A 24,292-nucleotide genomic window follows, 5' to 3' on the forward strand; every position below is an offset into this window, starting at 1 on the left:
TAATACGACGATCAGCTGATCTGCTGGATGCCGGCGATCAGCCAGCCACCGCTGCCACTGACCTGCTTGGTCAGGTGCCAGATCTCGTCAAAGGGGGCCGGGGCAGCGCCCTCATCCTCGCGCAACAGGCCGTTGAAGCGGACGCTGACGACGTAGCGGCCATTGTCCTCTTCGACGTCGACCACGTCGGCGTTCAGCTCGACCACATCGGTACGCTGCTCCACGGTGCCGCGCTCGCTGAGCTGCATGCGGATCTCGGCAAAGACTTCCGGCGTGGTGAATTCACGCAGGTCTTCGAGGTTGCCGGCATCGTTGGCAGCCTGGAGGCGGATGAAGTTGAGCTTGGCCTGGCGTGCGAAACCCTGCACGTCAAACCCCTCCGCGATCGCCTTGTCCAGGCCCGAGGCGGCAGCGCTGGTGCCCGACATCGGGGCAGCGACCGGAGCCGGACGCAGCGGCGTGGCGCCACCCGCAGCGGCGCCTGCGCCCGCGTACTGCAGGTTCTGGCTTTGCTGGGTGCTGCCGCCGCGGCGGAACAGCAGGCGGAAGATGAAGAAGGCTGCGACGGCCAGCAGCAGGATCATCATGAACGATGCCATTTCTTCACCGAGGCCAAGGTGCGAGAACAGGGCGGCAAGACCCAGGCCAGCGGCGAGGCCGGCGACCGGACCCATCCACGAGCGCTTCGGTGCGGCGGCCGGGGTTGCGGCCGAGGCGGGCGTCTGGGTGGCGGCAGGCTGGCGCGGCGCCTGCTGAGGCGTCGCCTGGCGCTGCATGCCGAAGCTGCTGCCGCCGCCAAGGCGCTTGGCCTCCGCTTCGGGCACGCCGAAGCCGAACGACAGCACGGCAACGATCAGGGTGAGGAAGAAGTTTTTCATCTTTGGTCAGTCTCCAGGTTCAGATCTTGTAGCCACGGTGCAGGGCGACGACGCCCGCGCTGAGGTTGAAGTAATCGACACGCGCAAGGCCGACTTGTTCCATCATCGCCTTCAGTTCTTCCTGCCCAGGGTGCATGCGGATCGATTCGGCGAGGTAACGGTAGCTTTCCGCATCGTTTGCCACCTTCTCGCCCATCCATGGCAGGAGCTTGAACGAGTAGAGGTCGTAGAGCGGCGACAGCGGTTTCCACACCCGCGAGAACTCGAGCACCAGCAGTCGGCCGCCGGGGCGCAGCACACGGCGCATCTCGGCCAGCGCGACCTCCTTGTGCGTCATGTTACGCAGGCCGAAGGCCACGGTGACGCAGTCGAACCAGTCGTCAGGGAAGGGCAGTTTCTCGGCGTTGCACTGTGCGGTCGGCATCGTGAAGCCGTGGTCGACCATGCGGTCGCGGCCACGCGACAGCATCGCGTGGTTGATGTCGGTCAGCCACACCTGGCCCTTGGGGCCGACCTTGCGCGCGAAGGCGAGCGACAGGTCGGCCGTGCCACCGGCGACGTCCAGCACACGGTCACCCTCGCGTACGCCGGAGATCTGGATCGTGAAGTGCTTCCAGATCCGGTGCAGGCCGAACGACATCAGGTCGTTCATCACGTCGTACTTCTGCGCGACCGAGGAAAACACCTCGGCCACCTTCTTTTCCTTGGCCTCCTCGGCAACCGTCTGGAAGCCGAAGTGCGTGGTCTTGTCGCTCATGATCGTCTCAGTGATGGTGTCCGCAGCCGCCCTTGGGTGCCGGCGGCGGCACCTTGGCGGGGTCGCGGGTGCCGCCCGCCTGCTCCAGGCGGTCGAGATAGTCCTGCCACAGCGCGTCCTGCTGCTGGCCGAGCATGTAGAGGTAGTCCCAGGAATACAGCCCGCTGTCGTGGCCGTCCGAGAACACCGGGCGGATCGCATAGTTGCCCACCGGCTGCAGGTCGACCACGTCGACGTCGCGCTTGCCCTGCTGCAGCGTCTCCTGGCCGGGGCCGTGGCCACGCACCTCGGCCGACGGAGAATGCACGCGCAGGAACTCGAAGGGCAGCGTGAAGCGGCTGCCATCGTCGAAGGCGATCTCGAGCCGCCTCGACTGGCTGTGCAGCGTGATCTCGGTGGGGAGCGGGGTGTTCTGATCCAGTCCGGCCATGGCGATAGCCTCGCATTCGGGGGCCACAATCATACCCGAATCACCCCTCCCCAGCCCTGGCACGGCAAAGCCGCGTTCGTGTTTCAGGTGCATGACGCGTCATCAAAACGTCAAATACCTGAAATACACTGCGCGAGCCAACCGGAGTCAACAGCATGCCAGCAAACATTTTGCTCGTGGAAGACGAACCGGCGATCCAGGAGCTGATCGCCGCCAACCTCAATCGTGCCGGCCACCACGTGGTGCGTGCATCGGATGCCGAGTCGGCCCAGCGCATCGTGCGCGAGGCGCTGCCCGACCTGATCCTGCTCGACTGGATGCTGCCGGGCGCATCCGGCATCGAGTTTGCCCGCCGCCTGCGCGCTGACGAGCGTACCCGTGCGATTCCGATCATCATGCTCACCGCCCGTGGCGAGGAGCAGGACAAGGTGATGGGGCTGGAGACCGGGGCAGACGATTACATCACCAAGCCTTTCAGTCCGCGCGAACTGGTGGCCCGCATCAAGGCGGTGCTGCGTCGCCGGGCGCCGCAGGCGACGGAAGACGCGGTCGAACTCGGTGGCCTGCGCCTCGACCCGACCACCCACCGCGTCACCGCGGGAGACGAGGCGCTGGCGCTCGGACCGACAGAGTTCCGCCTGCTGCACTTCCTGATGACCCACCCCGAGCGCGTGCATTCGCGGGCGCAACTTCTCGACCAGGTGTGGGGCGACCACGTCTTCGTGGAGGAGCGAACGGTCGATGTGCACATCCGCCGCCTGCGCTGTGCGCTCGAACCCACCGGGCATGACGCCCTGATCCAGACGGTGCGTGGCAGTGGCTACCGATTCTCGACCCAGGCACCGCAGCTTTCCGCCGCGCGATAATCGGTACTTGCCGATCAACGGAGCGCGCGTGATCCATCGTCCCCTTCGCTATATCGCCACAGGCGTTGGATTGCCCGTGGCGGCCGTGCTGGCCCTCGCCCTGCTGGCCGGGCATTACCGCGGCACCGACGCAGCGCTTGCGCTCGTGATCCTGGGTTTCCTGGCCGCAGCCATCCTGCTTGCACGCCACATGCGCCAGTTGGTCGAATGGACCCGCCAGGCCGCGGGCAGCATGCCGCCGCAGGTCGAAGGCCTGTGGGGCAGCGTGTTCGCCGAGTTGGGAGACCGTTTCCAGCGCGAACTGATCGTGCGTGACAAGCTGTCGGCCGAACTGGGCCGGTTCCAGCAGGCGGCGCAGGCGATGCCCGAGGGTCTCGTCTACCTCGCCGACGACGACAGCATCGAGTGGCTCAACGTGATGGCCGAGCAGCACTTCGATCTCGATCGCCGTCGAGACCTGCGTGCCCCGATCACCAACCTCGTACGCCAGCCCGAGTTCGTCGCCTACCTGCAGGCGGGGCAGTATGCCGAACCCCTGGTCATTCATTCGCTGCGCCGTCGCGAGCGCACGCTGCAGGTGCAGATCATCCGCTTTGCAGGCAGTCGGCGCATGGTGGTGTCACGCGACATCTCGCAGCTCGAGCGGCTCGAGAACATGCGCCGGGACTTCGTCGCCAACGTGTCGCACGAGATGCGTACGCCCTTGACCGTGGTCGGCGGCTTTCTCGAGACGCTGATCGACGGCCTCGACGACTTCAGCCGCGAGGAGGTGCTGCACTTCCTGAAGCTCGCCAGCGAACAGTCCAACCGCATGCAGCGCCTCATCGAGGATCTGCTGGCCCTGTCGGCCCTCGAGACCGGGGCGCCGGCCGCGCTGGAGGAGGCGGTGGACGTGCCCGAACTGATGCGAGAAGTCGCGCGCGAGACCGAGCTCCTGTCGGCTGGCCGGCACAGCGTGAAGCTGGCGCTGCAAGGCGGCGGTGCCTTGCTGGGCAGCCGCAAGGAACTGCACAGCGCGTTCTCCAATCTCGCCAGCAACGCGGTGCGCTACACGCCCGCAGGCGGCCACATCGAACTGGGCTGGCGGGTCGACCGCGAAGGCGGCGAGTACTGGGTCAAGGACGACGGCATCGGCGTCGACCCGGAGCACATTCCGCGTCTGACCGAGCGCTTCTACCGCGTCGACCGCGGACGTTCGCGCGAGACCGGCGGCACCGGCCTGGGCCTGGCCATCGTCAAGCACATCCTCACCCGCCACCAGGGCGAACTCGCCGTCAGCAGCGAGCCGGGCAAGGGCAGCCGTTTCGCGATGCGCTTCCCGGCGGCCCGCATCAGGCAGGACTAGGTTCGACGGCCTCGTAGGTGCACAGGTCGAAGTTCGCGCCACGCCTCAGCACCCTGCTGAGGCGGACCTGGCGGCGCTGGTCGCGATGGCGGATCTCGATGAGCTGACCGGCCTGGAACCAGAGCACGGGCAGCACCAATGCGGCGGGCGACTTCATCGAGGGCGACTCCGGCAGCAGGAAGCCTTGCTGGTAGGGTTTGCGGCCATCCTTGGGACCGGTCTGGCGCACGGCGACCATGTTCGGTACGCCGGGCAGCACTTCGACACCCGCTTCCAGCACGCCGTCTTCGCGATACATCAGCCAGCTGAGATCGCCCAGGACGAAGCGGTCGGCATCGAGCGGCCGTACGCCGACCAGCTGGTGGTGGGCGAGACGTTCGCCGCTTATGCCGCGTCGCAGCCGGAAGCCGCCAACCGAGTGGTCCATGAGGTCCCACTGCTCGTAGTCGAGGCCGAGCCGTTCGGCGTCGCGCAGGTTGCGTTCCCGCGCCTGCTGGCTGTCGGTGACCGCCATTGCGCGCTCGCCAAAGGTGAACAGCGAGATGTCGTCGCGCAGCAGGTGCAGCGGGCTCTCGAGCCTGGGCTGGCGGAAGATCTCGCCTTCGACCGCAAAGCCGATCGTGAGCCAGTCGCCGCTCAACTCGGCACTGCCCTGCTTGTGACGGCGCGGAAAGCGACGGCCGGCCGTGCCCCGTCCCCACGGGCGGTAGAGCGACAGCAGCAGCCGCGCGCTGGCGTCGGTGGGGCAGTCTTCGCCCAGCCCGAGCGAGGCCGGCTTGACGCCGCGCTTGAACTGCTCGAGCACCGCCTGGATCTGGCTCGCGAGGGTACTGCCGTCGAAGCGCTGCAGCGTGTCGGTGGTTGCCTGCACCCCGAGCGGTCGCAGGCCGATGTCGCCACTGAGTTCCACGCCGTATTCGGTGGGCTTGAACTGCTGCGTATCCTGCGACAGGCTGCAATAGGGCGCGAAGCGCTGCGCCCAACGCATGACCCAGTTCAGCTCGCGCTCGCTGCGACCGTAGGGGTTGGCCAGATCCAGCAACAGGATCGAGACGTAGGCTTCGAGCGGGCTCTGGGCCCGCCAGACCTCGTTGAGCGGATCGGCCACGCGCGTGCGATGCACGCCGGCCTCGATGGCGTCGCGGTAGCTGGTATGGATCTCGGTCCAGAATCCGGCCGGTACGGCGCGATGGGCGCGGAAGTACTCGAACAAGGCGAGACCGGCGTAGTGCGTGCGGCGCTGGGCCAGCAAGGCGCGCTGGTCGAAAAGCGTGCCGCCTGCAGCGTCGGCGCGGGCGATCTGGGCATAGGAGGCCGACAGCTTGCGCCACAGGTTCACGACGCCCAGCAGGGTGCGGTTTTCCTCGCTGTCGGGCGGCAGCGGCTGGGCCGCATAGCGGCGTGCCGTTTCGTGCTGGGCGTAGGCGATGACTTCGCGCGCGGCCTCCAGGACTTCGAGATGCTGGTTGGGCGCCGGCTTCGCGCCGAGCAGGCCTTCGATGATGCGCGTCAGTGTCGCCTGGGTCGCCGGAATGTCGATCGGATGCAGGCGTTGCAGCTGGTCAAGGCAGGCAGCGGGGCTGGAGAAGTCCATCGTCGGAGGGCCTCGGTCGGAAGCGGCAGGGTCATTGACCGGCGGAAAGTGCGCTGTCGATCGCACGCGCCAGGGCGACAGGGTCGGCTGCAGCATGCGCGACGCCGGGGCGCTGGGGCGTGCCCCACACCGACTCCGGGAAGTGGCTGTCGTCACGGTAGCGCGGGATCACGTGCCAGTGCACGTGCGGCACCATGTTGCCGAAGCTGGCGAGGTTGATCTTGTCCGGATGCAGCAGGTCGCGCAGCGCGCGTTCGGTCGCCATGACCACCGCGAACAGGTGGCGCCGGTCAGCCGTGAGCAGGTCCGTCATCTCTGCCACGTGCTCGCGCCAGATCACCCGGCAGAAACCGGGATGGACAGGGTCGTCAACGCGAATCACACGGCAGCGATCGTCCTCCCAGACGACCTGCTCGGCGGAGGGCGTGCACAACGGACAGTCCATGATCAAACCTCGACGACTCGAAACCCCGGGCGAATATGAACTCTAACCGGTCTTGCTGCCGCGGGGGGAGGAACTGCTACGCATTTGTCACTGTGCCACGCGGATAGTCCTGCGCAACGGTTGCCGTGTCGCGCAGCGCGACCGGTTCACCGTCGCGGAAGGCCAGCAGGTTGCCCGGCGCGATCTGCGTCCAGCGTTCGTTGTCGGTCAGTGGCGTCGTGGCGATCACCGCAACGCGGTCGAGCGGCGTCGTGACCTCGTTGAAGTCGACGGTGAGGTCTTCATCGGCCAGATGGGCCACCGGGAAAGGCGCCTTGCGCACGATGTAGCACAGCCGCGAAGAGCAGTGCGCGAACAGCTGGTCGCCGTCCGACAGCAGGAAGTTGAACTCGCCGTGGCTGCCGATCTCGATGGCGAGCACGCGCAGCTCGGCATGCAGTTCGGCGATGTCGCGGGTGCCTTGCGGAAAGCGCTGCGCGAGGCGATCGAGCAGGTAGCAGAAGGCGAGTTCGGAGTCGGTCGTGCCGACCGGCTGGAAGCGGCCCGTCAGCGTCGGCGCGAAGTTCTTCAGGTTGCCGTTGTGGGCGAAGATCCAGTAGCGTCCCCACAGTTCGCGCTGGAAGGGGTGGGTGTTCTCCAGCCTCACCTCGCCCTGCGTGGCCTTGCGGATGTGGGCGATGACGTTGAGGGAGCGGATCGGGTAGTGCTTGACCAGCTCGGCCACCGGCGAATCCGCGCTCGGGCTGGGGTCGAGGAAGACCCGTGCGCCCGCACCCTCGAAGAAGGCGATGCCCCAGCCGTCGCGGTGATGGTCGGTCAGGCCGCCGCGGGCGCGAAAACCCGCGAAGGAGAAGCAGATATCGGTCGGCACATTGCAGTTCATGCCGAGCAGCTGGCACATCGGAGACTCCGCGCGGTCGGTGGGGAAATCCGAAGTATAGCGAAGCGATGCGGCCTGCCCCGGCATTGCGTCTCAGGGCTGGCTCGGCGCCGGTGCCGTGCCGGCAGCCGCAGCGGCCACCGGGCGATCCACGAGCCAGTCGGTGAGCGTCGCGCCGACCCACATCGCGGCCAGCGTCACCCACGCCGTCACCGCGAACACCGCGGCGCCCGACACGCCGGCCCCCACCGCACAGCCGCCCGCCAGCATGCCGCCGAATCCCATCAGCACCGCGCCGGCGATGTAGCGCCGCATCGCATGTCCGCCCTGGAAGCCCTCGAGCTTCAGTTCGCGGGCGAACAGGCCGGCGATGAACGAACCGAGGAACACGCCCGGCACCATGCCGAGGTCGAAGTTGAGTGGCTGGCCCGGGGGCGACAGCACCCGCATCAGCACGTCGGCCGAAGGGCCGGTGAAGGACATGCTCTGCACCGGTGTCGGATCGAACAGCAGGCCGGCCATGCGGTAGGTGAACCACCAGGCGCAACCCACCATCAGGCCCGCGGCGATGCCGCCGACCCAGCCCCAGCCGTCGATCCGCTGACGACGCGCGAACCAGGCGCCGGCCGCCAGCCAGAGCAGCCCGAACAGCAGCCCGCCGCCGTTGCCGATGCCCGCCCAGGCCAGCAGGTCGCGCGCGTTGCCGCCCTCGATGGTCCACAACTGGGCCAGGGCTTCGCGCCACGGCGACAGGGTGCCGTTCATCGATGCCTGCGCGGTGACGGCGAAGATGAGGCCCGACAGCAGTGCGCGCAGATTGCCGTTGGCGGCCAGCACCAGCAGGCGGCTGGAGCAGCCGCGCGCCAGTACCATGCCGATGCCGAACAGCAGGCCGCCGATCAGCGAGCCCGACAGGCTGCCCTGGCTCGACAGCTGGCGCACGTTGGCGGTGTCGAACAGCCCGAGCAGGATCAGCGTCTGCGTCAGGATCAGCGCCGACGAGAACGCGAGCAGCCAGATCGACAGCTTGGCACCTGCCTGGGCGCGCGCGACCTCGACGACAGCCGCACGCAGGCAGAAGCGGGAGCGCTGCGCGAAGAAGCCGAACAGCGCGCCGATGACCAGACCGCCGAGCGCGAGGCTCAGGTCTTCGCCCAGCCAGTCGATCAGGTCGACCGATGCATCCATCTCTCCTCCAGCGCCGGTGACTTGTGTCCGCGATTCGAGGCCGGCTTCGTCAGTGTCGAAGAATATAAGAATGTGACGAATTGCTGGAGATGTTATTGACGCAGGGCAAGTGCGGTGCAGGCCGTAAACGGACCGACCCCGCGTCCTGCCGCCGTGGCGGTCGGACGCGGGGTCGGTCGAGGCGCCTGAATCGGGCGCCGGGGGATCAGGCGCCGAGCTTCTTTTTCAGCAACTCGTTGACCTGCGCCGGGCTGGCCTTGCCCTTGCTGGCTTTCATGACCTGGCCGACCAGCGCGTTGAAGGCCTTGTCCTTGCCGGCGCGGAACTCGTCCACCGACTTCTGGTTGGCGGCCAGCACCTCGTCGATCATCGCCTCGATGGCGCCCGTGTCGGTGACCTGCTTGAGGCCCTGCTTGTCGATGACTTCGTCTGCCGTGGCGCCTTCGCCGTTCCACAGCGCTTCGAACACCTTCTTGGCGATGGCGTTGGAGATGGTGTTGTCGGCGATGCGTGCCACCAGTCCGGCCAGCTGTGCGGGCGACACCGGCGATGCGCCGATGTCGAGCTCGGCCTTGTTCAGGCGCGCGGCGAGGTCGCCCATCACCCAGTTGGCGCAAGGCTTGGCGAGCGCCGCACCGGCGGCCGACACCGTGGCCTGATAGAAGTCGGCGACTTCCTTGGACGCGGTGAGCGTGGTCGCGTCGTAGGCGGACAGGCCCCATGCGTCCATGAAGCGCGCCTTCATCGCCCCCGGCAGCTCGGGCATCGCCGCCTGAACGCGCGCCTTCCACTCGTCCGAGATCATCAGCGGCAGCAGGTCGGGGTCGGGGAAGTAGCGGTAGTCGTGGGCGTCTTCCTTGCTGCGCATCATGCGCGTCTCGCCGGTGTCGGGGTCGAACAGCACCGTGGCCTGCTGGATGCGGCCGCCGTCCTCGATGGTGTCGATCTGCCACTGCACCTCGTAGTCGATCGCCTGCTGCAGGAAGCGGAAGGAGTTGAGGTTCTTGATCTCGCGCCGGGTGCCGAACTCGGTCGCGCCCTTCTTGCGTACCGAGACGTTGGCGTCGCAGCGGAAGGAGCCTTCCTGCATGTTGCCGTCGCAGATGTCGATCCAGCGCACCAGCGCGTGCAGCGCGCGCGCATAGGCCACGGCCTCGGCCGACGAGCGCATGTCGGGCTCGGAGACGATCTCGAGCAGCGGCGTGCCGGCGCGGTTGAGGTCGATGCCGGTCATGCCGTGGAAGTCCTCGTGCAGGCTCTTGCCGGCGTCTTCCTCGAGGTGGGCGCGGGTCAGGCGCACGGTCTTCTCGTAGGCCTGCTCACCCTCGCCGACACGGATCGTGATCTCGCCGCCGACCACCACCGGCAGGTCCATCTGGCTGATCTGGTAGCCCTTGGGGAGGTCGGGGTAGAAGTAGTTCTTGCGTGCGAACACGCTCTTGTCCGCCACGTGGGCGCCGATCGCCAGCCCGAAGCGGATCGCGCGCTCGACCGCGCCGCGGTTCAGCACCGGCAGCACGCCGGGCAGCGCGATGTCCACCGCGCTCGCCTGCACGTTGGGCTCGGCGCCGAAGGCGGTGCTGGCGCCGGAGAAGATCTTGCTGGCGGTGTTGAGCTGGGCGTGGACTTCCAGCCCGATCACGACTTCCCAATCCGTTCTGCTCATGGTCGTTTCTCTTGTTGCGGTTCGCGGCAGATGCTCAGTGGCATTCACCGCTGGTCCGATCGACGATGATCGGCCATACGTAGTCGAAAGTGCCGCGGCTGCAACGCCGCGCGCAGTTGGAGAAGCCCACTGTCACCTGCTCGCCCTGCTCCCAGATATTGACGGTGCAGCCGTCCTGCGCACGCAGTTCCACACTGGGCAGGCTGCGCGTCTGGGTGAAGGGGCCGTCGAAGCGGCAGCTGCCGCGACGGGGGATGTCCACCGTCGCGCTGAAGGCCTTCACCTCGGCATGGCTGATGTCGAGGATCGCCGTTGCCGCGTAGCCGGCCTCGTCGCGGAAGCGGCAGCTGGCCTTCACGTCCAGCGGGCGCACCGGCATCGGCTTCAGGCGGCCTGGCGCCTCGCTCGGGCGGGCGATGTCCGGCGGCGCCGAAGGCGGTGCCGGCGGGAGCACGCCGCAGGAGGCCAGCAGCCCGGCAGCGAGCACGAGCAGCCCTTGGCGGAGCGTGTGGCGCAGTGCTGCCCGCATCGCGGTGCGTCTCAGGCGGCAGTGGCCGGCCGGCGGGCGTGCCAGTCGGTGACCTGCTGGAAGCGGTGCGCGGCGTTCAGCAGCCGCGCCTCGCCGAAGTAGTCGCCCACCAGTTGCAGGCCGATCGGCAGGCCGTCGGCACCGAAGCCGGCAGGGTGCGACAGGCCGGGCAGGCCGGCGAGGTTCACCGCGATCGTGTAGATGTCCGACAGATACATCTGCACCGGGTCGTCCGCCATCTGGCCCAGTGCCCAGGCGGTGGTCGGCGTGGTCGGACCGGCGATCAGGTCGCACTGCTGCAGCGCGGCCTGGAAGTCCTCCGCGATCAGGCGGCGCAGGCGCTGCGCCTGCAGGTAGTAGGCGTCGTAGTAGCCGTGCGACAGCACGTAGGTGCCGACCAGGATGCGGCGCTTGACCTCGCCACCGAAGCCCTCGGCGCGGCTCTTGCTGTACATGTCGGCCAGGTCACCGTAGTCCGTGGCGCGATGGCCGTAGCGCACGCCGTCGAAGCGGGACAGGTTGCTCGAGCATTCGGCCGGTGCGATTACGTAGTAGGCCGGGATCGCCAGTTTCGCGTTGGGCAGCGACACCTCGACCGTGGTTGCGCCGAGCGCGCGGTACTGGTCGAGCGCGGCCTCGATCGCGGCGCGTACGTCGCCGGCCATGCCTTCGGCGAAGAACTCGCGCGGCAGGCCGATGCGCAGGCCTTCGAGCGGCTTCGCCGAAGCCGGCGCGGCGAGGGCGGCGGCGTAGTCCTCGGTCGGACGCTCGAGGCTGGTCGAGTCGCGTTCGTCGAAGCCGGTCATCGCGCCCAGCAGCAGCGCGCAATCCTCGGCGCTGGCGCCAAAGGCGCCGCCCTGGTCGAGCGAGGACGCGTAGGCGATCATGCCGTAGCGGCTCACCAGGCCATAGGTCGGCTTGATGCCGGTGATGCCGCAGAAGGCCGCCGGCTGGCGCACCGAGCCGCCGGTGTCGGTGCCGGTGGCGATCGGCGCCAGGCGCGCCGCGACCGCGGCAGCCGAGCCGCCGGACGAGCCACCGGGCACGCGCGTCGTGTTCCACGGGTTCTTCACCGCGCCGTAGTACGAGCTTTCGTTGGACGAGCCCATCGCGAACTCGTCCATGTTGGCCTTGCCCAGACTCACCGCGCCGGCGGCCTTGAGCAGGCTGACGACGTGCGCGTCATAGGGGCTGACGAAGTCCGACAGCATCTTCGAGCCGCAGGTGGTGAGCACGCCCTCGGTGCAGAACACGTCCTTGTGCGCGAGCGGGATGCCGGTGAGCGCACCCGCCGTGCCGGCGGCGATGCGTTCGTCGGCGGCACGGGCCGCAGCGAGCGCACCGTCGCGGTCAACGGTGATGAAGGCGTTCAGGTCGGGATTCAGGGCGGCGATGCGATCGAGAAACAGGGTCGCGAGTTCGACGCTGGAGATCTGCCGCGCATCGAGCGCGCGGCGCAGTTCCGGGAGGGAAGCGTTGATCATGGGTTCGGCAGCAAAGTGGGCATCGCGGCGAGGCCGGCCGCGATGCGGATCATTCGATGACCTTCGGCACCAGGTAGAGGCCGGCTTCGGTCTGCGGTGCGACCTTCTGGAAGGCTTCGCGGCGGTCGGTCTCGGTGACGACGTCCTCACGCAGGCGCGTGGCGAGCTCCTGCGGGTGGCTCATCGGTTCGACGCCGGTGGTGTCCACCGCCTGCATCTGCTCGATGAGGTCGAAAATGCCATTGAGCTTGGCGCGCGTGGCATCCACTTCGGCGTCGGAAAGTGCGATCCGCGCGAGGCGGGCGATGTGCCCGACTTGTTCATTGGACAGCGACATGAGGTAACAAAACCTGCTGAATCCACAAAGGTTTGTAGGTTATCATAATCGTCTTTGCCCCGCCCGGGGCTACACCGCTTGGCGGTAGCGGGCGAGGCGCTGGCGTTGCGGCGCGCGATCACCTTGTCTGCGGCGCACGGCACAACCACTCCACCGGTTTCGGAAGGTTTCATGTTCGGTTTCCTGCGCTCCTATTTTTCCAACGATCTCGCGATCGACCTCGGCACCGCCAATACGCTGATCTACGTGCGCGGCAAGGGCATCGTGCTGGACGAGCCTTCGGTGGTGGCGATCCGTACCGAAGGCGGGCCCAATGCCAAGCGCTCGATCCAGGCGGTTGGCCACCAGGCCAAGCAGATGCTCGGCAAGACGCCGGGCAACATCACCGCCATCCGCCCGATGAAGGACGGCGTGATCGCCGACTTCGTCGTCACCGAGCAGATGATCAAGCAGTTCATCAAGAAGGTGCACGACTCGCGCCTGCTGTCGCCGTCGCCGCGCATCATCATCTGCGTGCCCTGCGGCTCGACGCAGGTCGAGCGCCGTGCGATCCGCGACGCGGCCCTGGCGGCGGGCGCCTCGCAGGTGTTCCTGATCGAGGAGCCGATGGCGGCCGCGATCGGCGCCGGCCTGCCGGTGTCGGACGCGACCGGCTCGATGGTGGTCGACATCGGCGGCGGCACCACCGAAGTCGGCGTGATCTCGCTCGGCGGCATGGTGTACTCGGGCAGCATCCGCGTCGGCGGTGACAAGTTCGACGAGTCCATCGTCAATTACATCCGCCGCAACTACGGCATGCTGATCGGCGAGACCACCGCCGAGAAGATCAAGAAGGAGATCGGCTCCGCCTTCCCGGGCTCCGAGGTGCGCGAGATGGAGGTCAAGGGCCGCAACCTCGCCGAAGGCATCCCGCGCAGCTTCACGATCTCGTCCAATGAAATCCTCGAGGCCCTGACCGAGCCGCTCAACCAGATCGTCTCCGCAGTCAAGATCGGCCTCGAGCAGACGCCGCCCGAACTGGGCGCCGACATCGCCGAGCGCGGCATGATGCTGACCGGCGGCGGCGCGCTGGTGCGCGATCTCGACCGCCTGCTGATGGAAGAGACCGGCCTGCCGGTGGTGGTGGCCGAGGAGCCGCTGACCTGCGTCGCGCGCGGCTGCGGCATGGCGCTCGACAAGATGGACAAGCTCGCTTCCATCTTCACGTCCGAGTGATGACCGGCCCCGGCGTGCGTGCCGGGGGGCGTTCGCTTCCCTCCACCTGACGGCCCCGGGTTTTTCGGATGTCTTTCGTCGGCCATCAGCCTCCTCCGATCTTCAAGCGCGGACCAGCGCCCGTTGCGCGCCTGTTTGCCTTCGTCGCCATCTGCCTGGCGCTGCTGGTGGCCGACCTGCGCTTCCGCTATCTTGAAGTGATGCGCAACGCGCTGTCGGTGGTCACCTATCCGCTGCAGATGGCGGCCGCGACGCCGGCCGACTTCGTGCGTAACGCCTCGCGCTATTTCGCCACGCTGCTCGAGGTCCAGATCGAGAATGCCGACCTGCGGCGCCAGCAGCTCACGTCGGGCGAGCGCCTGCTGCGCTTCGAGCTGCTCGAGCAGGAGAACGCCCATCTGCGCGAGCTGCTCGGCATGTCGCGCCGCGTCGAGGTCGAGAGCATCGCCGCCGACATCCTGTACAACGCCCCCGATCCCTTCACGCGCAAGGTCATCCTCGACCGCGGTGCCCAGCAGGGCGTCGAGCCCGGGTTGGCGGTCGTCGACCCGAAGGGGGTGGTGGGCCAGGTCACGCGCGTGCATCCGGTGCAGTCCGAGGTGACGCTGCTGACCGACCGCACGCAGTCGATTCCGGTCAGCGTGGTGCGCAACGGCGTACGCGGCGTGCTGTTCGGCACCGGCCGTGGCCGGCTGGAGATGCGTTTCGTGCTGGCCGATGCGGACATCCGCGAGGGCGACCAGCTCGTCACCTCCGGACTGGACGGGGTCTTCGTGCCCGGCCTGCCGGTCGCCGCCGTCGTTGCGGTCGACCGCGAGACGGACGCCTTTGCCCGCATCGAAGCCACGCCGCTGGCCGCCGTCGAGACCAGCGTCCAGGTGCTGGTGATCGGGCGCACCGCCTACCCGCCACCGCCACCGCCTCCAGCGCCGGCTGCCCGGGAGCGCTGAAGCATGCAGCCAACCAATCTTTCCAGCCGCATCCTGCTGCCGGTCAAGCTGTGGTTCGTGTACCTCAGCCTGATCGTGGCGCTCGGCCTGGAATACATCCCCACCGGCCGCGTGCCGGGCATTCCCGACTGGGTCGCGCTGGTGCTGGCGATCTGGTGCGTGCGCGAGCCGCTGCGCATCGGCATGGGCGTGGGCTTCGTCTTCGGCCTGCTGGTCGACGTCGGCCAGGGGGCCGCGATGGGGCAGCATGCACTGGCCTACGTGGTGCTGGCCTATGTCGCCAATGGCGCCGCCCGTCGCGTGCTGTGGTTCCCGCTCCTGCAGCAGGCGATCCACATGCTGCCGCTGTTCCTGCTCATCCAGGTGCTGATGCTGGTCGTGCGCGTACTGGCAGGCGCGGAATTCCCGGGGTGGTCGTACTTCCTGTCCAGTCTGAGCAGTGCCCTGCTGTGGGCGCCGCTGTCCATCCTGCTGATGGTGCCGCAGTATCAGCCGGTGGATCGCGATGACAACCGGCCGATCTGAGGGTCGCGGGCGATGACCGAGCTACGCGCGCCTGCCCAGGAGCTCGCACGTTTTCGCCTGCGCGTGGTGGTCGCGGCCTTGTTCGTGTGCGTCTGCCTCGGGCTGCTGGCCGCGCGCTTCTACTACCTGCAGGTGGTGCGGCACGACTACTACCTGACCCGTGCCGAGGACAACCGTATCGCCCTGCTGCCCACGGTGCCCAACCGCGGCACCATCGTCGACCGCAACGGCGTGGTGCTGGCGCGCAACTACGCCACCTACACGCTGGAGATCACGCCCTCGCAGGTCGGCGACGTCGAGGCCACGCTGGACGAACTGGCGATGCTGGTCGCGATCGAGCCGCGTGACCGGCGCCGCTTCACGAAGCTGCTCGAGGAAAGCCGGAATTTCGAAAGCGTGCCGGTGCGCAGCCGCCTCACTGACGAGGAAGTCGCCCGCATCACCGCGCATCGTTACCGCTTCCCCGGCGTCGAGGTGAAGGCGCGGCTGCTGCGCGACTACCCGCAGGGTAGCGTGGGCTCGCACGTCGTCGGCTACATCGGCCGCATCAACCAGCGTGACGTCGAACGCATCGAGGAGGCGGGCAACACCGCCAACTACCGCGGCACGCAGCACATCGGCAAGGCCGGGCTGGAACAGTTCTACGAGAACGAACTGCACGGCACCACCGGCGTCGAGCAGGTCGAGGTCAATGCCGGCGGACGCGCGGTGCGTGGGCTGTCACGTACGCCGCCGACTCCGGGCAACGACCTCGAGCTGACGCTCGACATCGAGCTGCAGCGTATCGCCGAGAACGCCTTCGGTGATCGCCGGGGCGCGCTGGTCGCGATCGAGCCCGCCACCGGCGGCGTGCTGGCGCTGGTGTCGACGCCCACCTTCGACCCCAACCTGTTCGTCGATGGCATCTCCACGCAGGACTGGAAGGCGCTCAACGAATCGCCCGACCATCCGCTGCTGAACCGCGCAATCTATTCGGCCTACCCGCCGGGCTCGACCTTCAAGCCCTTCATGGCCCTCGCCGGGCTGGAAACGGGCAAGCGCACGGCCAAGCAGGCGATCTCCGACTTCGGCTACTTCAATCTCGGCAACCACCGGTTCATGGACGACAAGATCGGCGGCCACGGCATGGTCGACCTGCACAAGTCCATCGTGGTGTCCTGCAATACCTACTACTACCAGCTCGCGCACGAGCTGGGCATCGACAACATCGCCAACTTCATGGCGCCCTTCGGTTTCGGCGCGCGCACGGGCATCGACCTGCCCGGCGAGGCCGCCGGCGTGCTGCCGTCGCCGGAGTGGAAGCGCCAGCGTTTCCGCCGGCCCGAGCAGCAGCAGTGGTTCGCCGGCGAGACCATCTCGGTCGGCATCGGCCAGGGCTACAACGCCTTCACGCCGCTGCAGCTCGCGAATGCACTGGCCGCGCTGGTCAATGACGGCAAGCTGTATCGGCCGCACATCGTGCGCCACGTGATCGATTCGCGCAGCGGCGAACGACGTGTGATCGAACCCGCGCCCTTGCGCGAGATCGGCCTCAAGCCGGCCAACGTCAAGGCCGTGCTCGACGGCATGGTGGGCGTGAACATCAGCGGCACCGGCCGGCGTGCCTTCCAGGGCGCGCAATACACCTCGGGCGGCAAGACCGGCACGGCGCAGGTGTTCTCGCTGCGCGGCCAGCGCTATGTCGAAGGCCGTGTGCGCGAGCGCCTGCGCGACCACTCCTGGTTCGTTGCCTATGCGCCGGCCGAAGCGCCGAAGATTGCGCTGGCGGTGCTGGTGGAGAACGGCGGTTTCGGCGCGCAGTCGGCCGCCCCGATCGCACGCCAGGTCATGGACTACTACCTGCTGCACCAGCGTGCCGGCCAGCCCGCTGCAGAAGATCCCGGCGCCGATGAGAGCCTCGGCGAGGGAGACGCCGGCGCGCCGGCGGAACCCGCCTTGCCATCCGCTGAGGAGGGGGTGCGATGAGCGGCTGGCGCTTCAACCCGGTGGCCTTGCTGCGCGGCTTCCTGCGCCCGATCGACCCCATGCTGCTGCTGCTGCTCGGCGTGCTGCTCGGCTACGCCTGGGTGCTGATGCAGAGCGCCTCGCCCGAGCGCCTCGACAACCAGTTGCTGCACTTCGGCATTGCGCTCGGCGCGATGTGGTGCATGGCATGGCTGAAGCCCAGCCACATGCTGAACCTCGCACTGCCGTTGTACGCGGTGGGCGTCGTGCTGCTGCTCGGCGTGGAGTTCTTTGGCGAGGTGTCGAAGGGCGCGCAGCGCTGGCTCGACATCGGCATCACCCGCATCCAGCCGTCCGAGATCATGAAGATCGCGATGCCGCTGATGCTCGCCTGGTACTTCCAGCAGCGCGAGGGGCAGACGCGCTTCGTCGATTTCCTCATCGCCGGCCTGCTGCTGGTCGTTCCCTTCGGCCTCATCCTGATCCAGCCCGACCTCGGCACCAGCCTGCTGGTCGCCGCGTCCGGCCTGTACGTCATCTATTTCGCCGGCCTGTCGTGGAAGCTGATCGTGCCGCTGGTGCTGGCGGCGGTGATCGGCATCGGTTCCATCGTCGCCTTCGGCGACACCCTGTGCCAGCCCGAGGTCGACTGGCAGGTGCTGCGCGAATACCAGAAGCAGCGCGTGTGCACCCTGCTCGACCCCACCCGCGACCCGCTGGGCAAGGGCTTCCACATCATCCAGTCCACCATCGCCATCGGCTCGGGCGGCGTGTCGGGCAAGGGCTGGATGGAGGGTACGCAGACGCACCTTGCCTTCCTGCCCGAGCGCCATACCGACTTCATCTTCGCGGTGCTCGCCGAGGAGTTCGGGCTGGTCGGCGCGGTCGTGCTGCTGGCGACCTACCTGCTGCTGCTCATCCGCGGCTTCACCATCGCCGCGTTCGCGCCCACGCACGCCTCGCGCCTGCTGGCAGGCGCGGTGACGATGATCTTCTTCACCTATGCCTTCGTGAACATGGGCATGGTCAGCGGCATCCTGCCCGTCGTGGGCGTGCCGCTGCCCTTCGTCAGCTACGGGGGAACTGCGCTCGTCACCCTGTGTCTGGGCATCGGTATCCTGATGAGCATCCAGCGCAGCCGCATCGCGGCGCGCAGCAGTTGACGTCCCGGAGTGCCGATGAAGTCCGATTCCGCCGCTGTTCCGCCGACCCTCGTCGCACGCCATGCCGCCCGTGCCTCTTCGCTGGCCGGTCTCGCGCTCGTGGCCGCCGCCGCGCTGCTGCTGTCGGCCTGCGGTTCGGCGCCCAAGCGCAGCGACGACACCGCCGCGTCCAAGCCCTCGGCCCCGGCCGCCACGACCGCGCGCCGCGGTGGCGGCTACTACAAGGACGACGGCCCGGACGACGTACCGCCCGACAACCTCGACGCCATCCCCGACGCCGAACCGCGGCTCGAGCCGCTGCACCGCTTCGCCAACCGGCCCTACAACGTCTTCGGCCAGGGCTATGTGCCGGCCACCGAACTGCGTCCCTTCCGCGAACGTGGCCGCGCGAGCTGGTACGGCCGCCGCTTCCACGGCAAGCCGACCTCGAGCGGCGAGCCCTACGACATGTACGCGATGACCGCGGCCCATCCCACGCTGCCGATCCCGAGCTATGTGCGCGTCACCCACGCCGGCAGCGGCCGCACGGTGGTGGTGCGGGTCAATGACCGCGGGCCCTTCCACAAGGGCCGCATCATCGACCTGTCGTATACCGCGGCGCACAAGCTCGGCTACATCAATGCCGGCAGTGCCGAGGTCGAGATCGAGCAGATCCTGCCCGACGAGGTGCCGATGATGGCGGCCGCCAAGCCCGTGCCGCCGCTGCCCGGGCGTACGCCGGTGGCCGTCGCCGAGACGCCCGCGCCGGCCAGTCCCCCGCTTGCGGCGGTCGAATCGCGCACCCTGGCGCCGCTCGAGCCGGCGCCCCAGGCCTCGCCGTCCATGCCGGTCGCCGCGGCCACCGCCGATGCCGAAGGCGACGGCCTGGTGCCGCACATCGCGTCGGCCAGCGCCGGCATCTTCCTGCAGCTCGGCGCCTTCGCCTCGCGTGCCAATGCCGAAGGCTTTCGCGCCACGGTCGAGCGCGAGGTGGCCGAGCACGCCGAGCGCCTCGAACTGTTCGCCGACGGCGAACGTTTCCGCCTGCATGCCGGTCCCTACGACACGGTCGATGCGGCCCGTGCCGCGGCCGAGCGCATCGGCTCGACGCTGCAGCTCAAGCCATTCGTCATCGTGCGCTGACGCGGCGGCTTGCGCAACGCAACATTGGGTTGAAACAAAGGCTTTCGCTTTTGGTCTGCCTTTGGGCGGGCGCCTATAATTCCGCGTTCCCGCCTGTCTCCTTCATCACTTCCCGGGTTCCTCTCATGCGTCTTTTCCTTGCTTTACTGATTTCCTTGTTCTCCTTCACCGCGCTGGCGCAGTCCGTGCCGCCGCCGGCGCTCGCCGCCAAGGCCTGGGTGCTGGTCGACCACGCGACCGGCCAGACGCTGGCCGACAAGGATGCCGACGCCCGTATCGAGCCGGCCTCGCTGACCAAGCTGATGACCGCCTACCTGACCTTCGCCGCGCTCAAGGCCGGCACGCTCACGCCCGACCAGGTGGTGCCGGTGTCGGAAAAGGCGTGGCGCATGGAAGGCTCGCGCATGTTCATCGAGCCGAACAAGCCGGTCACGGTCGACGAGCTGATCCGTGGCGTGATCGTGCAGTCGGGCAACGACGCCTGCGTCGCGCTGGCCGAGACCATCGCCGGCAGCGAGGAAGCCTTCGCCGCGCTGATGAACCGCGAGGCCCAGCGCCTGGGCATGACCAACACCCACTTCACCAACTCCACCGGCCTGCCCGACCCGCAGCTCTACACCACCGCGCGCGACCTCTCCATCCTCGCCAGCGCCATCGTGCGCGACTTCCCCGAGCACTACAGCCTGTACTCGATGAAGGAGTACACCTACAACAACATCAAGCAGCCCAACCGCAACCGCCTGCTGTACATGGATGCCACCGTCGACGGCATGAAGACCGGCCACACCAGCACCGCCGGCTACTGCCTGGTGTCGACCGCCCAGCGCGGCACGCGCCGCCTGATCTCGGTGGTGCTCGGCGCGGCGTCGGACACGGTGCGGGCGCAGGAGTCGCTGAAGCTGCTGAACTTCGGCTTCCAGTTCTACGACACGGTGAAGCTCTACTCGGCCGACGAAACGCTGTCGCAGTTCCGCGTGTGGAAGGGCAAGGAAAACGAGGTGGCCGTGGGCTTCACGCATGACTTCGTGATGTCGCTGCCCAAGGAAGCCGCGCAGAAGGTGCAGGTCACGCTCGAGAGCCGCCAGCCGCTGGTCGCGCCGCTGGAGAAGGGCCAGGAGGTCGGCACGCTCAAGCTCAGCGTCGACGGCAAGGCGATCGGCGACTACCCGGTCGTGGCCCTCAAGGACGTGCCGGTGGCGGGCTTCTTCGGCCGCCTGTGGGACGCCATCGTGATGTTCTTCAAGAGCCTCTGAGCCAGCGGGAGCCCAGTGTGATCACCGCCTACGTCAACGGCCAGTACGTCCCGCTCACCGAAGCCCGCGTGTCGCCGATGGACCGCGGCTTCCTGTTCGGCGACGGCGCCTACGAAGTCATTCCGGTCTATTCGCGCCGCGCCTTCCGCATCGACGAGCACGTCGCGCGCCTGGCCAACACGCTGGCCGCGATGCGGCTTGCCAATCCGCACGGCGCCGAGGAATGGAAAGCCATCATCGGCGAGATCGTCGCCCGCAACCCGTGGGACGACCAGTCGGTGTACCTGCAGGTCACGCGCGGCGCCGACACCAGGCGCAACCACGCCTTCCCCGGCCCCGAGGTCACGCCCACGGTGTTCCTGATGAGCGAGCCGCTGGTCACGCCGAGCGCCGAGCAACTGGCGACCGGCGTGTCCGCCGCCAGCGCTGCGGACATCCGCTGGCTGCGCTGCGACCTCAAGACGGTGTCGATGCTGGCCAACTGCCTGCTGCGCCAGCATGCCATCGACAAGGGCTGCGCCGAGACCGTGCTGTTCCGCGACAGCTTCCTCACCGAAGGCGCGGCCTCCAGCATCTTCGTGTGCAAGGACGGCGTGCTGCTGGTGCCGCCCAAGAGCCACCTGATGCTGCCCGGCATCACCTACGACGTGGTGCTGGAACTGGCCCGCGCGCATGGCATGACGCACGAGGTGCGCGAGGTGCTCGAAGCCGAGGTACGCAGCGCCGACGAATTGTGGATGACCTCGTCCACCAAGGAAGTGCTGCCCATCACCTCGCTCGACGGCCAGCCGGTGGGCAACGGCCAGCCTGGCCCGATGGGGCGGCAGATGTATGTCTGGTACCAGGAATTCAAACAGACGGTGATGCGCAATGGTGGATAACGCGGGCGCGCCGACGCGCCAGACCCTGATCGAGTATCCCTGCGATTTCCCGATCAAGATCATGGGTGCGCGGGTGGATGGTTTCGCCCAGGCGGTGATCGAGGTCGTGCTGCGCCACGCGCCCGACTTCGACCCGGCGGGGGTCGAGATGCGGCCGTCGAGCAAGGGTAACTACCTTGCCGTCACCTGCACCTTCCGCGCGGTGTCGCAGGTGCAGGTCGACACGATGTACCGCGAGCTGACCTCGCACCCGATGGTCAAGGTGGTGCTGTGATCGTCAAGCGCCTCGGCCTGGTGGAGTACGCGCCGGCGCTCGAGGCGATGCGCGTGTTCACCGCCGAGCGCACGGACGACACGCCGGACGAGATCTGGCTGCTGCAGCACCCGCCGGTCTACACCCTGGGCCAGGCGGGCAAGCCCGAACACCTGCTGCAGAACCCGGCCGGCATCCCGCTGGTGCACATCGACCGCGGCGGCCAGATCACCTACCACGGCCCCGGCCAGCTCGTGGCCTACCTGCTCATCGACCTGCCGCGGCGCCGGCTCAAGGTGCGCGAGCTGGTGAACCTGATGGAGCAGGCGATCATCGACACGCTGGCCGAGTACGGCCTGGCGGCCGAACGCAAGGACGGTGCCCCCGGCGTCTACATCGCCGGCGACAAGATCGCCGCGCTCGGCCTGCGGGTGAAGAGCGGCTGCAGCTACCACGGGCTGGCGATCAACGTCGATGCCGACCTCGCCCCCTTCGGCTGGATCAACCCCTGCGGCTACGAAGGCCTCAAGACGATCCGCATGAAGGACTTCGGCGTCACCGACGGCGTCGAGCAGGTCGGCGAGCGCCTGCTGGCCCACCTGCAGCGTCTATTGCCGCCTGCGGGCGGACGTACGGATAACGGCAATCTGTCGGACGAGGGTGCCCAAGCCCTGCCGGCAGGCTCATAATCGCGGTCTGCGCGACGAGCGCGACTCCTGAACCCCCAGAGAACAGCCACTATGGAAAAGCCGGTGGAAACCCAAGCCCGCAAACAGCGCGGCGCAGAGAAGACCGCGCGCATCCCGATCAAGATCGTCCCGGCCGAACGCCTCAAGAAGCCCGACTGGATCCGCATCAAGCTCGGCGCAGGCCACGAGGCCGAGCGCTTCAACGAGATCAAGGAGACGCTGCGCGAGCACAAGCTGCACACCGTGTGCGAGGAAGCCTCCTGCCCGAACATCCATGAATGCTTCGGCAAGGGCACGGCGACGTTCATGATCATGGGCGACATTTGTACCCGTCGCTGCCCGTTCTGCGACGTCGGCCATGGCCGGCCCGAGCCGCTCAACGCCGACGAGCCGCGCGATCTCGCCAAGACCATCGCCGCGATGGGCCTCAACTACGTGGTGATCACCTCGGTCGACCGCGACGACCTGCGCGACGGTGGCGCCCAGCACTTCGTCGACTGCATCCGCGAGACGCGCGCCGTGTCGCCGAAGACCACCATCGAGGTGCTGGTGCCGGACTTCCGCGGTCGCATGGAGATCGCGCTCGACATCTTCGATACAGCGCCGCCCGACGTCATGAACCACAACCTCGAGACCGTGCCGCGCCTCTACAAGCAGGCTCGCCCGGGGTCGGACTACGCCTACTCGCTGGAGCTGCTCAGGCAGTTCAAGGCCCGCCACCCCGAGGTCTCCACCAAGTCCGGCCTGATGGTCGGCCTGGGCGAGACCGACGAGGAGATCCTCGAGGTCATGCGCGACATGCGCGCCCACAACGTCGACATGCTCACCATCGGCCAGTACCTGCAGCCCTCCGGTGGCCACCTGCCGGTGCTGCGCTACGTGCATCCGGACACCTTCAAGATGTTCGAGACCGAAGCTCTGAAGATGGGCTTCAAGAACGCGGCCTGCGGCCCGATGGTGCGTTCGAGCTACTGGGCCGACCAGCAGGCGCACGGCGCCGGCGTGGTCTGATGTCCGCGCGCCCGCATGGGCGCGAATGCGGGTGCGAAAGGCGGGGTGCGCGGGCATGCCGCCTTTCGTCGTTTACGGCCGCGCGCGGGGCTGCCCGGCACGCCCGGACACCGTCCGTTTGAGTATGGAAATGGCGGCCGGACAGGCGTAATGTCGGCGCCTTGCGTGACATGCCGGCGGGTTGGCCGGCATGACGGTGTCCAAGCGCGTTCAAACTACGAGAATTCCATGCGCCTCGCGATGTTCCCGCTCTTCCTTGGTGTGCTCCTTCTCGCCGGCTGTGGCGACGCCACGCCGCCCCCGCAGGCCAAGGCCCCGCCCTTCGTGCGCACGGTGGCGGTGGCCGCCGCGGGCGACACCGCCTTCGGCCTGTCGGGCACGGTGCGGGCGCGGGTGGAATCGCCGCTGGCCTTCCAGGTGGGCGGGCGCATCGCGCGCCGCGCGGTGGATGCCGGTCAGCATGTCGCCGCCGGGCAGGTGCTGTTCGAACTGGATACCCGCGACCTGGAGCAGGCGGTGCGCGCGGCCGAGGCCGACCTCGCCGCTGCCGAGGCCGCACTGGCCACCGCCAGCGCCGACCTGGCGCGCAACCGCCAGCTGCAGCAGCGCAACTACACCAGCGAACAGGCGCTGCAGCGCTTCGAGCTGGCGCAGCGCGAGGCCCGCACCCGGCGCGATGCCGCTGCCGCGCGCCTCACCCAGGCGCGCAACGCGCTGGGCTACGGTCGCCTGCAGGCCCCCGCGGCCGGCGTGCTGATCGACGTCGTCGGCGAAGCCGGCCAGGTCGTCGGCGCCGGGCAGCAGGTCGCGCTGCTGGCGCAGGCCGGCGAGCGCGAGATCGAGGTGCATTTCCCCGCCGGCGCGACGCCGCCCGCCGAAGGCCCCGG

At 68.1% G+C, this 24,292-nt stretch carries 25 protein-coding genes; 14 read left to right on the plus strand and 11 right to left on the minus strand.

All coding sequences use genetic code 11. From position 1 onward, the window contains the following. Positions 1-11 precede the first annotated feature (11 nt). Genes C664_RS13895 through C664_RS13905 form a run of 3 tightly spaced genes read right to left on the minus strand, consistent with a single transcriptional unit; the run spans position 12 to position 2,065 of the window. Complete coding sequence (locus C664_RS13895) at positions 12-878, minus strand: Tim44 domain-containing protein (protein WP_004261890.1); 867 nt, start codon at positions 876-878, stop codon at positions 12-14. Between the two features lie 19 nt (positions 879-897). Then, entirely contained in the window at positions 898-1,635 is a 738-nt protein-coding gene (ubiE, locus tag C664_RS13900) for a bifunctional demethylmenaquinone methyltransferase/2-methoxy-6-polyprenyl-1,4-benzoquinol methylase UbiE (RefSeq protein ID WP_004261896.1), read from the minus strand. Positions 1,636-1,642: 7 nt separating this feature from the next. Continuing rightward, positions 1,643-2,065, minus strand: coding sequence for a gamma-butyrobetaine hydroxylase-like domain-containing protein (locus C664_RS13905; protein ID WP_004261901.1), 423 nt, complete (start codon positions 2,063-2,065; stop codon positions 1,643-1,645). Between the two features lie 155 nt (positions 2,066-2,220). On the opposite strand from C664_RS13905, the gene phoB reads away from it, so the two are divergent. Both phoB and phoR read left to right on the plus strand, forming a co-directional pair. Further along, positions 2,221-2,931: a phosphate regulon transcriptional regulator PhoB gene (gene phoB, locus C664_RS13910; protein WP_004261905.1), complete on the plus strand. Its 711-nt coding sequence runs from the start codon at positions 2,221-2,223 to the stop codon at positions 2,929-2,931. A 28-nt stretch (positions 2,932-2,959) separates the two neighbouring features. Further along, complete coding sequence (gene phoR / locus C664_RS13915) at positions 2,960-4,276, plus strand: phosphate regulon sensor histidine kinase PhoR (protein ID WP_051019150.1); 1,317 nt, start codon at positions 2,960-2,962, stop codon at positions 4,274-4,276. Here the strand turns inward: phoR and C664_RS13920 are convergent. The 8 genes from C664_RS13920 to gatC form a co-directional block, all read right to left on the minus strand. Further along, positions 4,263-5,870, minus strand: a complete 1,608-nt coding sequence (locus C664_RS13920) for a hypothetical protein (protein WP_004261914.1) — start codon at positions 5,868-5,870, stop codon at positions 4,263-4,265. The two genes, phoR and C664_RS13920, sit on opposite strands and share 14 nt — an antisense overlap. 31 nt (positions 5,871-5,901) lie before the next feature. Further along, positions 5,902-6,315 carry an HIT family protein gene (locus C664_RS13925; protein ID WP_004261919.1) on the minus strand — a complete coding sequence of 138 codons (414 nt, stop codon included), beginning with the start codon at positions 6,313-6,315 and terminating at the stop codon, positions 5,902-5,904. Between the two features lie 76 nt (positions 6,316-6,391). Then, positions 6,392-7,216, minus strand: coding sequence for a class II glutamine amidotransferase (locus tag C664_RS13930; protein WP_004261924.1), 825 nt, complete (start codon positions 7,214-7,216; stop codon positions 6,392-6,394). A gap of 72 nt (positions 7,217-7,288) precedes the next feature. Then, a complete protein-coding gene (locus C664_RS13935; RefSeq protein WP_004261928.1) occupies positions 7,289-8,383 on the minus strand; it encodes a YeeE/YedE family protein in 1,095 nt (364 codons plus the stop codon). A gap of 205 nt (positions 8,384-8,588) precedes the next feature. Then, positions 8,589-10,049: an Asp-tRNA(Asn)/Glu-tRNA(Gln) amidotransferase subunit GatB gene (gene gatB / locus C664_RS13940; RefSeq protein ID WP_004261933.1), complete on the minus strand. Its 1,461-nt coding sequence runs from the start codon at positions 10,047-10,049 to the stop codon at positions 8,589-8,591. Positions 10,050-10,083: 34 nt separating this feature from the next. Continuing rightward, a complete protein-coding gene (locus C664_RS13945) occupies positions 10,084-10,578 on the minus strand; it encodes a hypothetical protein (protein ID WP_004261939.1) in 495 nt (164 codons plus the stop codon). Positions 10,579-10,589: 11 nt separating this feature from the next. Beyond that, positions 10,590-12,062, minus strand: a complete 1,473-nt coding sequence (gene gatA / locus C664_RS13950; protein ID WP_004261943.1) for an Asp-tRNA(Asn)/Glu-tRNA(Gln) amidotransferase subunit GatA — start codon at positions 12,060-12,062, stop codon at positions 10,590-10,592. Between the two features lie 49 nt (positions 12,063-12,111). After that, positions 12,112-12,399 carry an Asp-tRNA(Asn)/Glu-tRNA(Gln) amidotransferase subunit GatC gene (gene gatC, locus C664_RS13955; RefSeq protein ID WP_004261947.1) on the minus strand — a complete coding sequence of 96 codons (288 nt, stop codon included), beginning with the start codon at positions 12,397-12,399 and terminating at the stop codon, positions 12,112-12,114. Positions 12,400-12,570: 171 nt separating this feature from the next. Between gatC and C664_RS13960 the strand changes: the two genes are divergently transcribed. The 12 genes from C664_RS13960 to C664_RS14015 form a co-directional block, all read left to right on the plus strand. Beyond that, positions 12,571-13,614 carry a rod shape-determining protein gene (locus C664_RS13960; RefSeq protein WP_004261950.1) on the plus strand — a complete coding sequence of 348 codons (1,044 nt, stop codon included), beginning with the start codon at positions 12,571-12,573 and terminating at the stop codon, positions 13,612-13,614. Positions 13,615-13,682: 68 nt separating this feature from the next. Beyond that, positions 13,683-14,564 (plus strand): rod shape-determining protein MreC, encoded by an 882-nt coding sequence (gene mreC, locus C664_RS13965; protein WP_004261952.1) that lies wholly within the window; start codon positions 13,683-13,685, stop codon positions 14,562-14,564. A gap of 3 nt (positions 14,565-14,567) precedes the next feature. After that, positions 14,568-15,089 carry a rod shape-determining protein MreD gene (mreD, locus tag C664_RS13970; RefSeq protein ID WP_004261954.1) on the plus strand — a complete coding sequence of 174 codons (522 nt, stop codon included), beginning with the start codon at positions 14,568-14,570 and terminating at the stop codon, positions 15,087-15,089. Between the two features lie 12 nt (positions 15,090-15,101). Further along, on the plus strand, positions 15,102-17,054 hold the full coding sequence (mrdA, locus tag C664_RS13975; RefSeq protein WP_004261957.1) for a penicillin-binding protein 2: 1,953 nt from the start codon (positions 15,102-15,104) through the stop codon (positions 17,052-17,054). Then, complete coding sequence (rodA, locus tag C664_RS13980; RefSeq protein ID WP_004261960.1) at positions 17,051-18,196, plus strand: rod shape-determining protein RodA; 1,146 nt, start codon at positions 17,051-17,053, stop codon at positions 18,194-18,196. The genes mrdA and rodA overlap by 4 nt, the downstream gene beginning before the upstream one ends. Before the next feature lie 15 nt (positions 18,197-18,211). Next, positions 18,212-19,318: a septal ring lytic transglycosylase RlpA family protein gene (locus C664_RS13985; protein ID WP_004261963.1), complete on the plus strand. Its 1,107-nt coding sequence runs from the start codon at positions 18,212-18,214 to the stop codon at positions 19,316-19,318. A gap of 125 nt (positions 19,319-19,443) precedes the next feature. Continuing rightward, positions 19,444-20,571 (plus strand): D-alanyl-D-alanine carboxypeptidase family protein, encoded by a 1,128-nt coding sequence (locus C664_RS13990; protein ID WP_004261966.1) that lies wholly within the window; start codon positions 19,444-19,446, stop codon positions 20,569-20,571. Between the two features lie 17 nt (positions 20,572-20,588). After that, the gene (locus tag C664_RS13995) at positions 20,589-21,452 is read left to right on the plus strand and encodes a D-amino acid aminotransferase (protein WP_004261970.1); all 864 of its coding nucleotides are present in this window, start codon (positions 20,589-20,591) and stop codon (positions 21,450-21,452) included. After that, positions 21,442-21,726 (plus strand): YbeD family protein, encoded by a 285-nt coding sequence (locus C664_RS14000; RefSeq protein ID WP_004261973.1) that lies wholly within the window; start codon positions 21,442-21,444, stop codon positions 21,724-21,726. Before C664_RS13995 ends, C664_RS14000 begins: the two co-directional genes overlap by 11 nt. Then, complete coding sequence (gene lipB / locus C664_RS14005) at positions 21,723-22,394, plus strand: lipoyl(octanoyl) transferase LipB (protein ID WP_004261976.1); 672 nt, start codon at positions 21,723-21,725, stop codon at positions 22,392-22,394. Before C664_RS14000 ends, lipB begins: the two co-directional genes overlap by 4 nt. Before the next feature lie 63 nt (positions 22,395-22,457). Continuing rightward, positions 22,458-23,405 carry a lipoyl synthase gene (gene lipA, locus C664_RS14010; RefSeq protein WP_038011898.1) on the plus strand — a complete coding sequence of 316 codons (948 nt, stop codon included), beginning with the start codon at positions 22,458-22,460 and terminating at the stop codon, positions 23,403-23,405. Between the two features lie 228 nt (positions 23,406-23,633). Continuing rightward, on the plus strand, positions 23,634-24,292 hold a 659-nt coding region (locus C664_RS14015; protein WP_004261999.1), incomplete at its 3' end, for an efflux RND transporter periplasmic adaptor subunit.

Source organism: Thauera sp. 63 (assembly GCF_000310165.2).
GTDB classification, from domain to species: Bacteria; Pseudomonadota; Gammaproteobacteria; order Burkholderiales; family Rhodocyclaceae; genus Thauera; species Thauera humireducens.

Coding starts and splice junctions, on each gene's coding strand:
- mreD (WP_004261954.1), top strand. CDS start 14,568: ATGCAGCCAACCAATCTTTCCAGCCGCATCCTGCTGCCGGTCAAGCTG.
- C664_RS13925 (WP_004261919.1), bottom strand. CDS start 6,315: ATGGACTGTCCGTTGTGCACGCCCTCCGCCGAGCAGGTCGTCTGGGAG.
- C664_RS13990 (WP_004261966.1), top strand. CDS start 19,444: ATGCGTCTTTTCCTTGCTTTACTGATTTCCTTGTTCTCCTTCACCGCG.
- mrdA (WP_004261957.1), top strand. CDS start 15,102: ATGACCGAGCTACGCGCGCCTGCCCAGGAGCTCGCACGTTTTCGCCTG.
- C664_RS14000 (WP_004261973.1), top strand. CDS start 21,442: ATGGTGGATAACGCGGGCGCGCCGACGCGCCAGACCCTGATCGAGTAT.
- gatB (WP_004261933.1), bottom strand. CDS start 10,049: ATGAGCAGAACGGATTGGGAAGTCGTGATCGGGCTGGAAGTCCACGCC.
- ubiE (WP_004261896.1), bottom strand. CDS start 1,635: ATGAGCGACAAGACCACGCACTTCGGCTTCCAGACGGTTGCCGAGGAG.
- mreC (WP_004261952.1), top strand. CDS start 13,683: ATGTCTTTCGTCGGCCATCAGCCTCCTCCGATCTTCAAGCGCGGACCA.
- C664_RS13945 (WP_004261939.1), bottom strand. CDS start 10,578: ATGCGGGCAGCACTGCGCCACACGCTCCGCCAAGGGCTGCTCGTGCTC.
- gatC (WP_004261947.1), bottom strand. CDS start 12,399: ATGTCGCTGTCCAATGAACAAGTCGGGCACATCGCCCGCCTCGCGCGG.
- phoB (WP_004261905.1), top strand. CDS start 2,221: ATGCCAGCAAACATTTTGCTCGTGGAAGACGAACCGGCGATCCAGGAG.
- C664_RS13895 (WP_004261890.1), bottom strand. CDS start 878: ATGAAAAACTTCTTCCTCACCCTGATCGTTGCCGTGCTGTCGTTCGGC.
- C664_RS13960 (WP_004261950.1), top strand. CDS start 12,571: ATGTTCGGTTTCCTGCGCTCCTATTTTTCCAACGATCTCGCGATCGAC.
- C664_RS13920 (WP_004261914.1), bottom strand. CDS start 5,870: ATGGACTTCTCCAGCCCCGCTGCCTGCCTTGACCAGCTGCAACGCCTG.
- gatA (WP_004261943.1), bottom strand. CDS start 12,062: ATGATCAACGCTTCCCTCCCGGAACTGCGCCGCGCGCTCGATGCGCGG.
- C664_RS13905 (WP_004261901.1), bottom strand. CDS start 2,065: ATGGCCGGACTGGATCAGAACACCCCGCTCCCCACCGAGATCACGCTG.
- C664_RS13930 (WP_004261924.1), bottom strand. CDS start 7,216: ATGTGCCAGCTGCTCGGCATGAACTGCAATGTGCCGACCGATATCTGC.
- rodA (WP_004261960.1), top strand. CDS start 17,051: ATGAGCGGCTGGCGCTTCAACCCGGTGGCCTTGCTGCGCGGCTTCCTG.
- C664_RS13935 (WP_004261928.1), bottom strand. CDS start 8,383: ATGGATGCATCGGTCGACCTGATCGACTGGCTGGGCGAAGACCTGAGC.
- C664_RS13985 (WP_004261963.1), top strand. CDS start 18,212: ATGAAGTCCGATTCCGCCGCTGTTCCGCCGACCCTCGTCGCACGCCAT.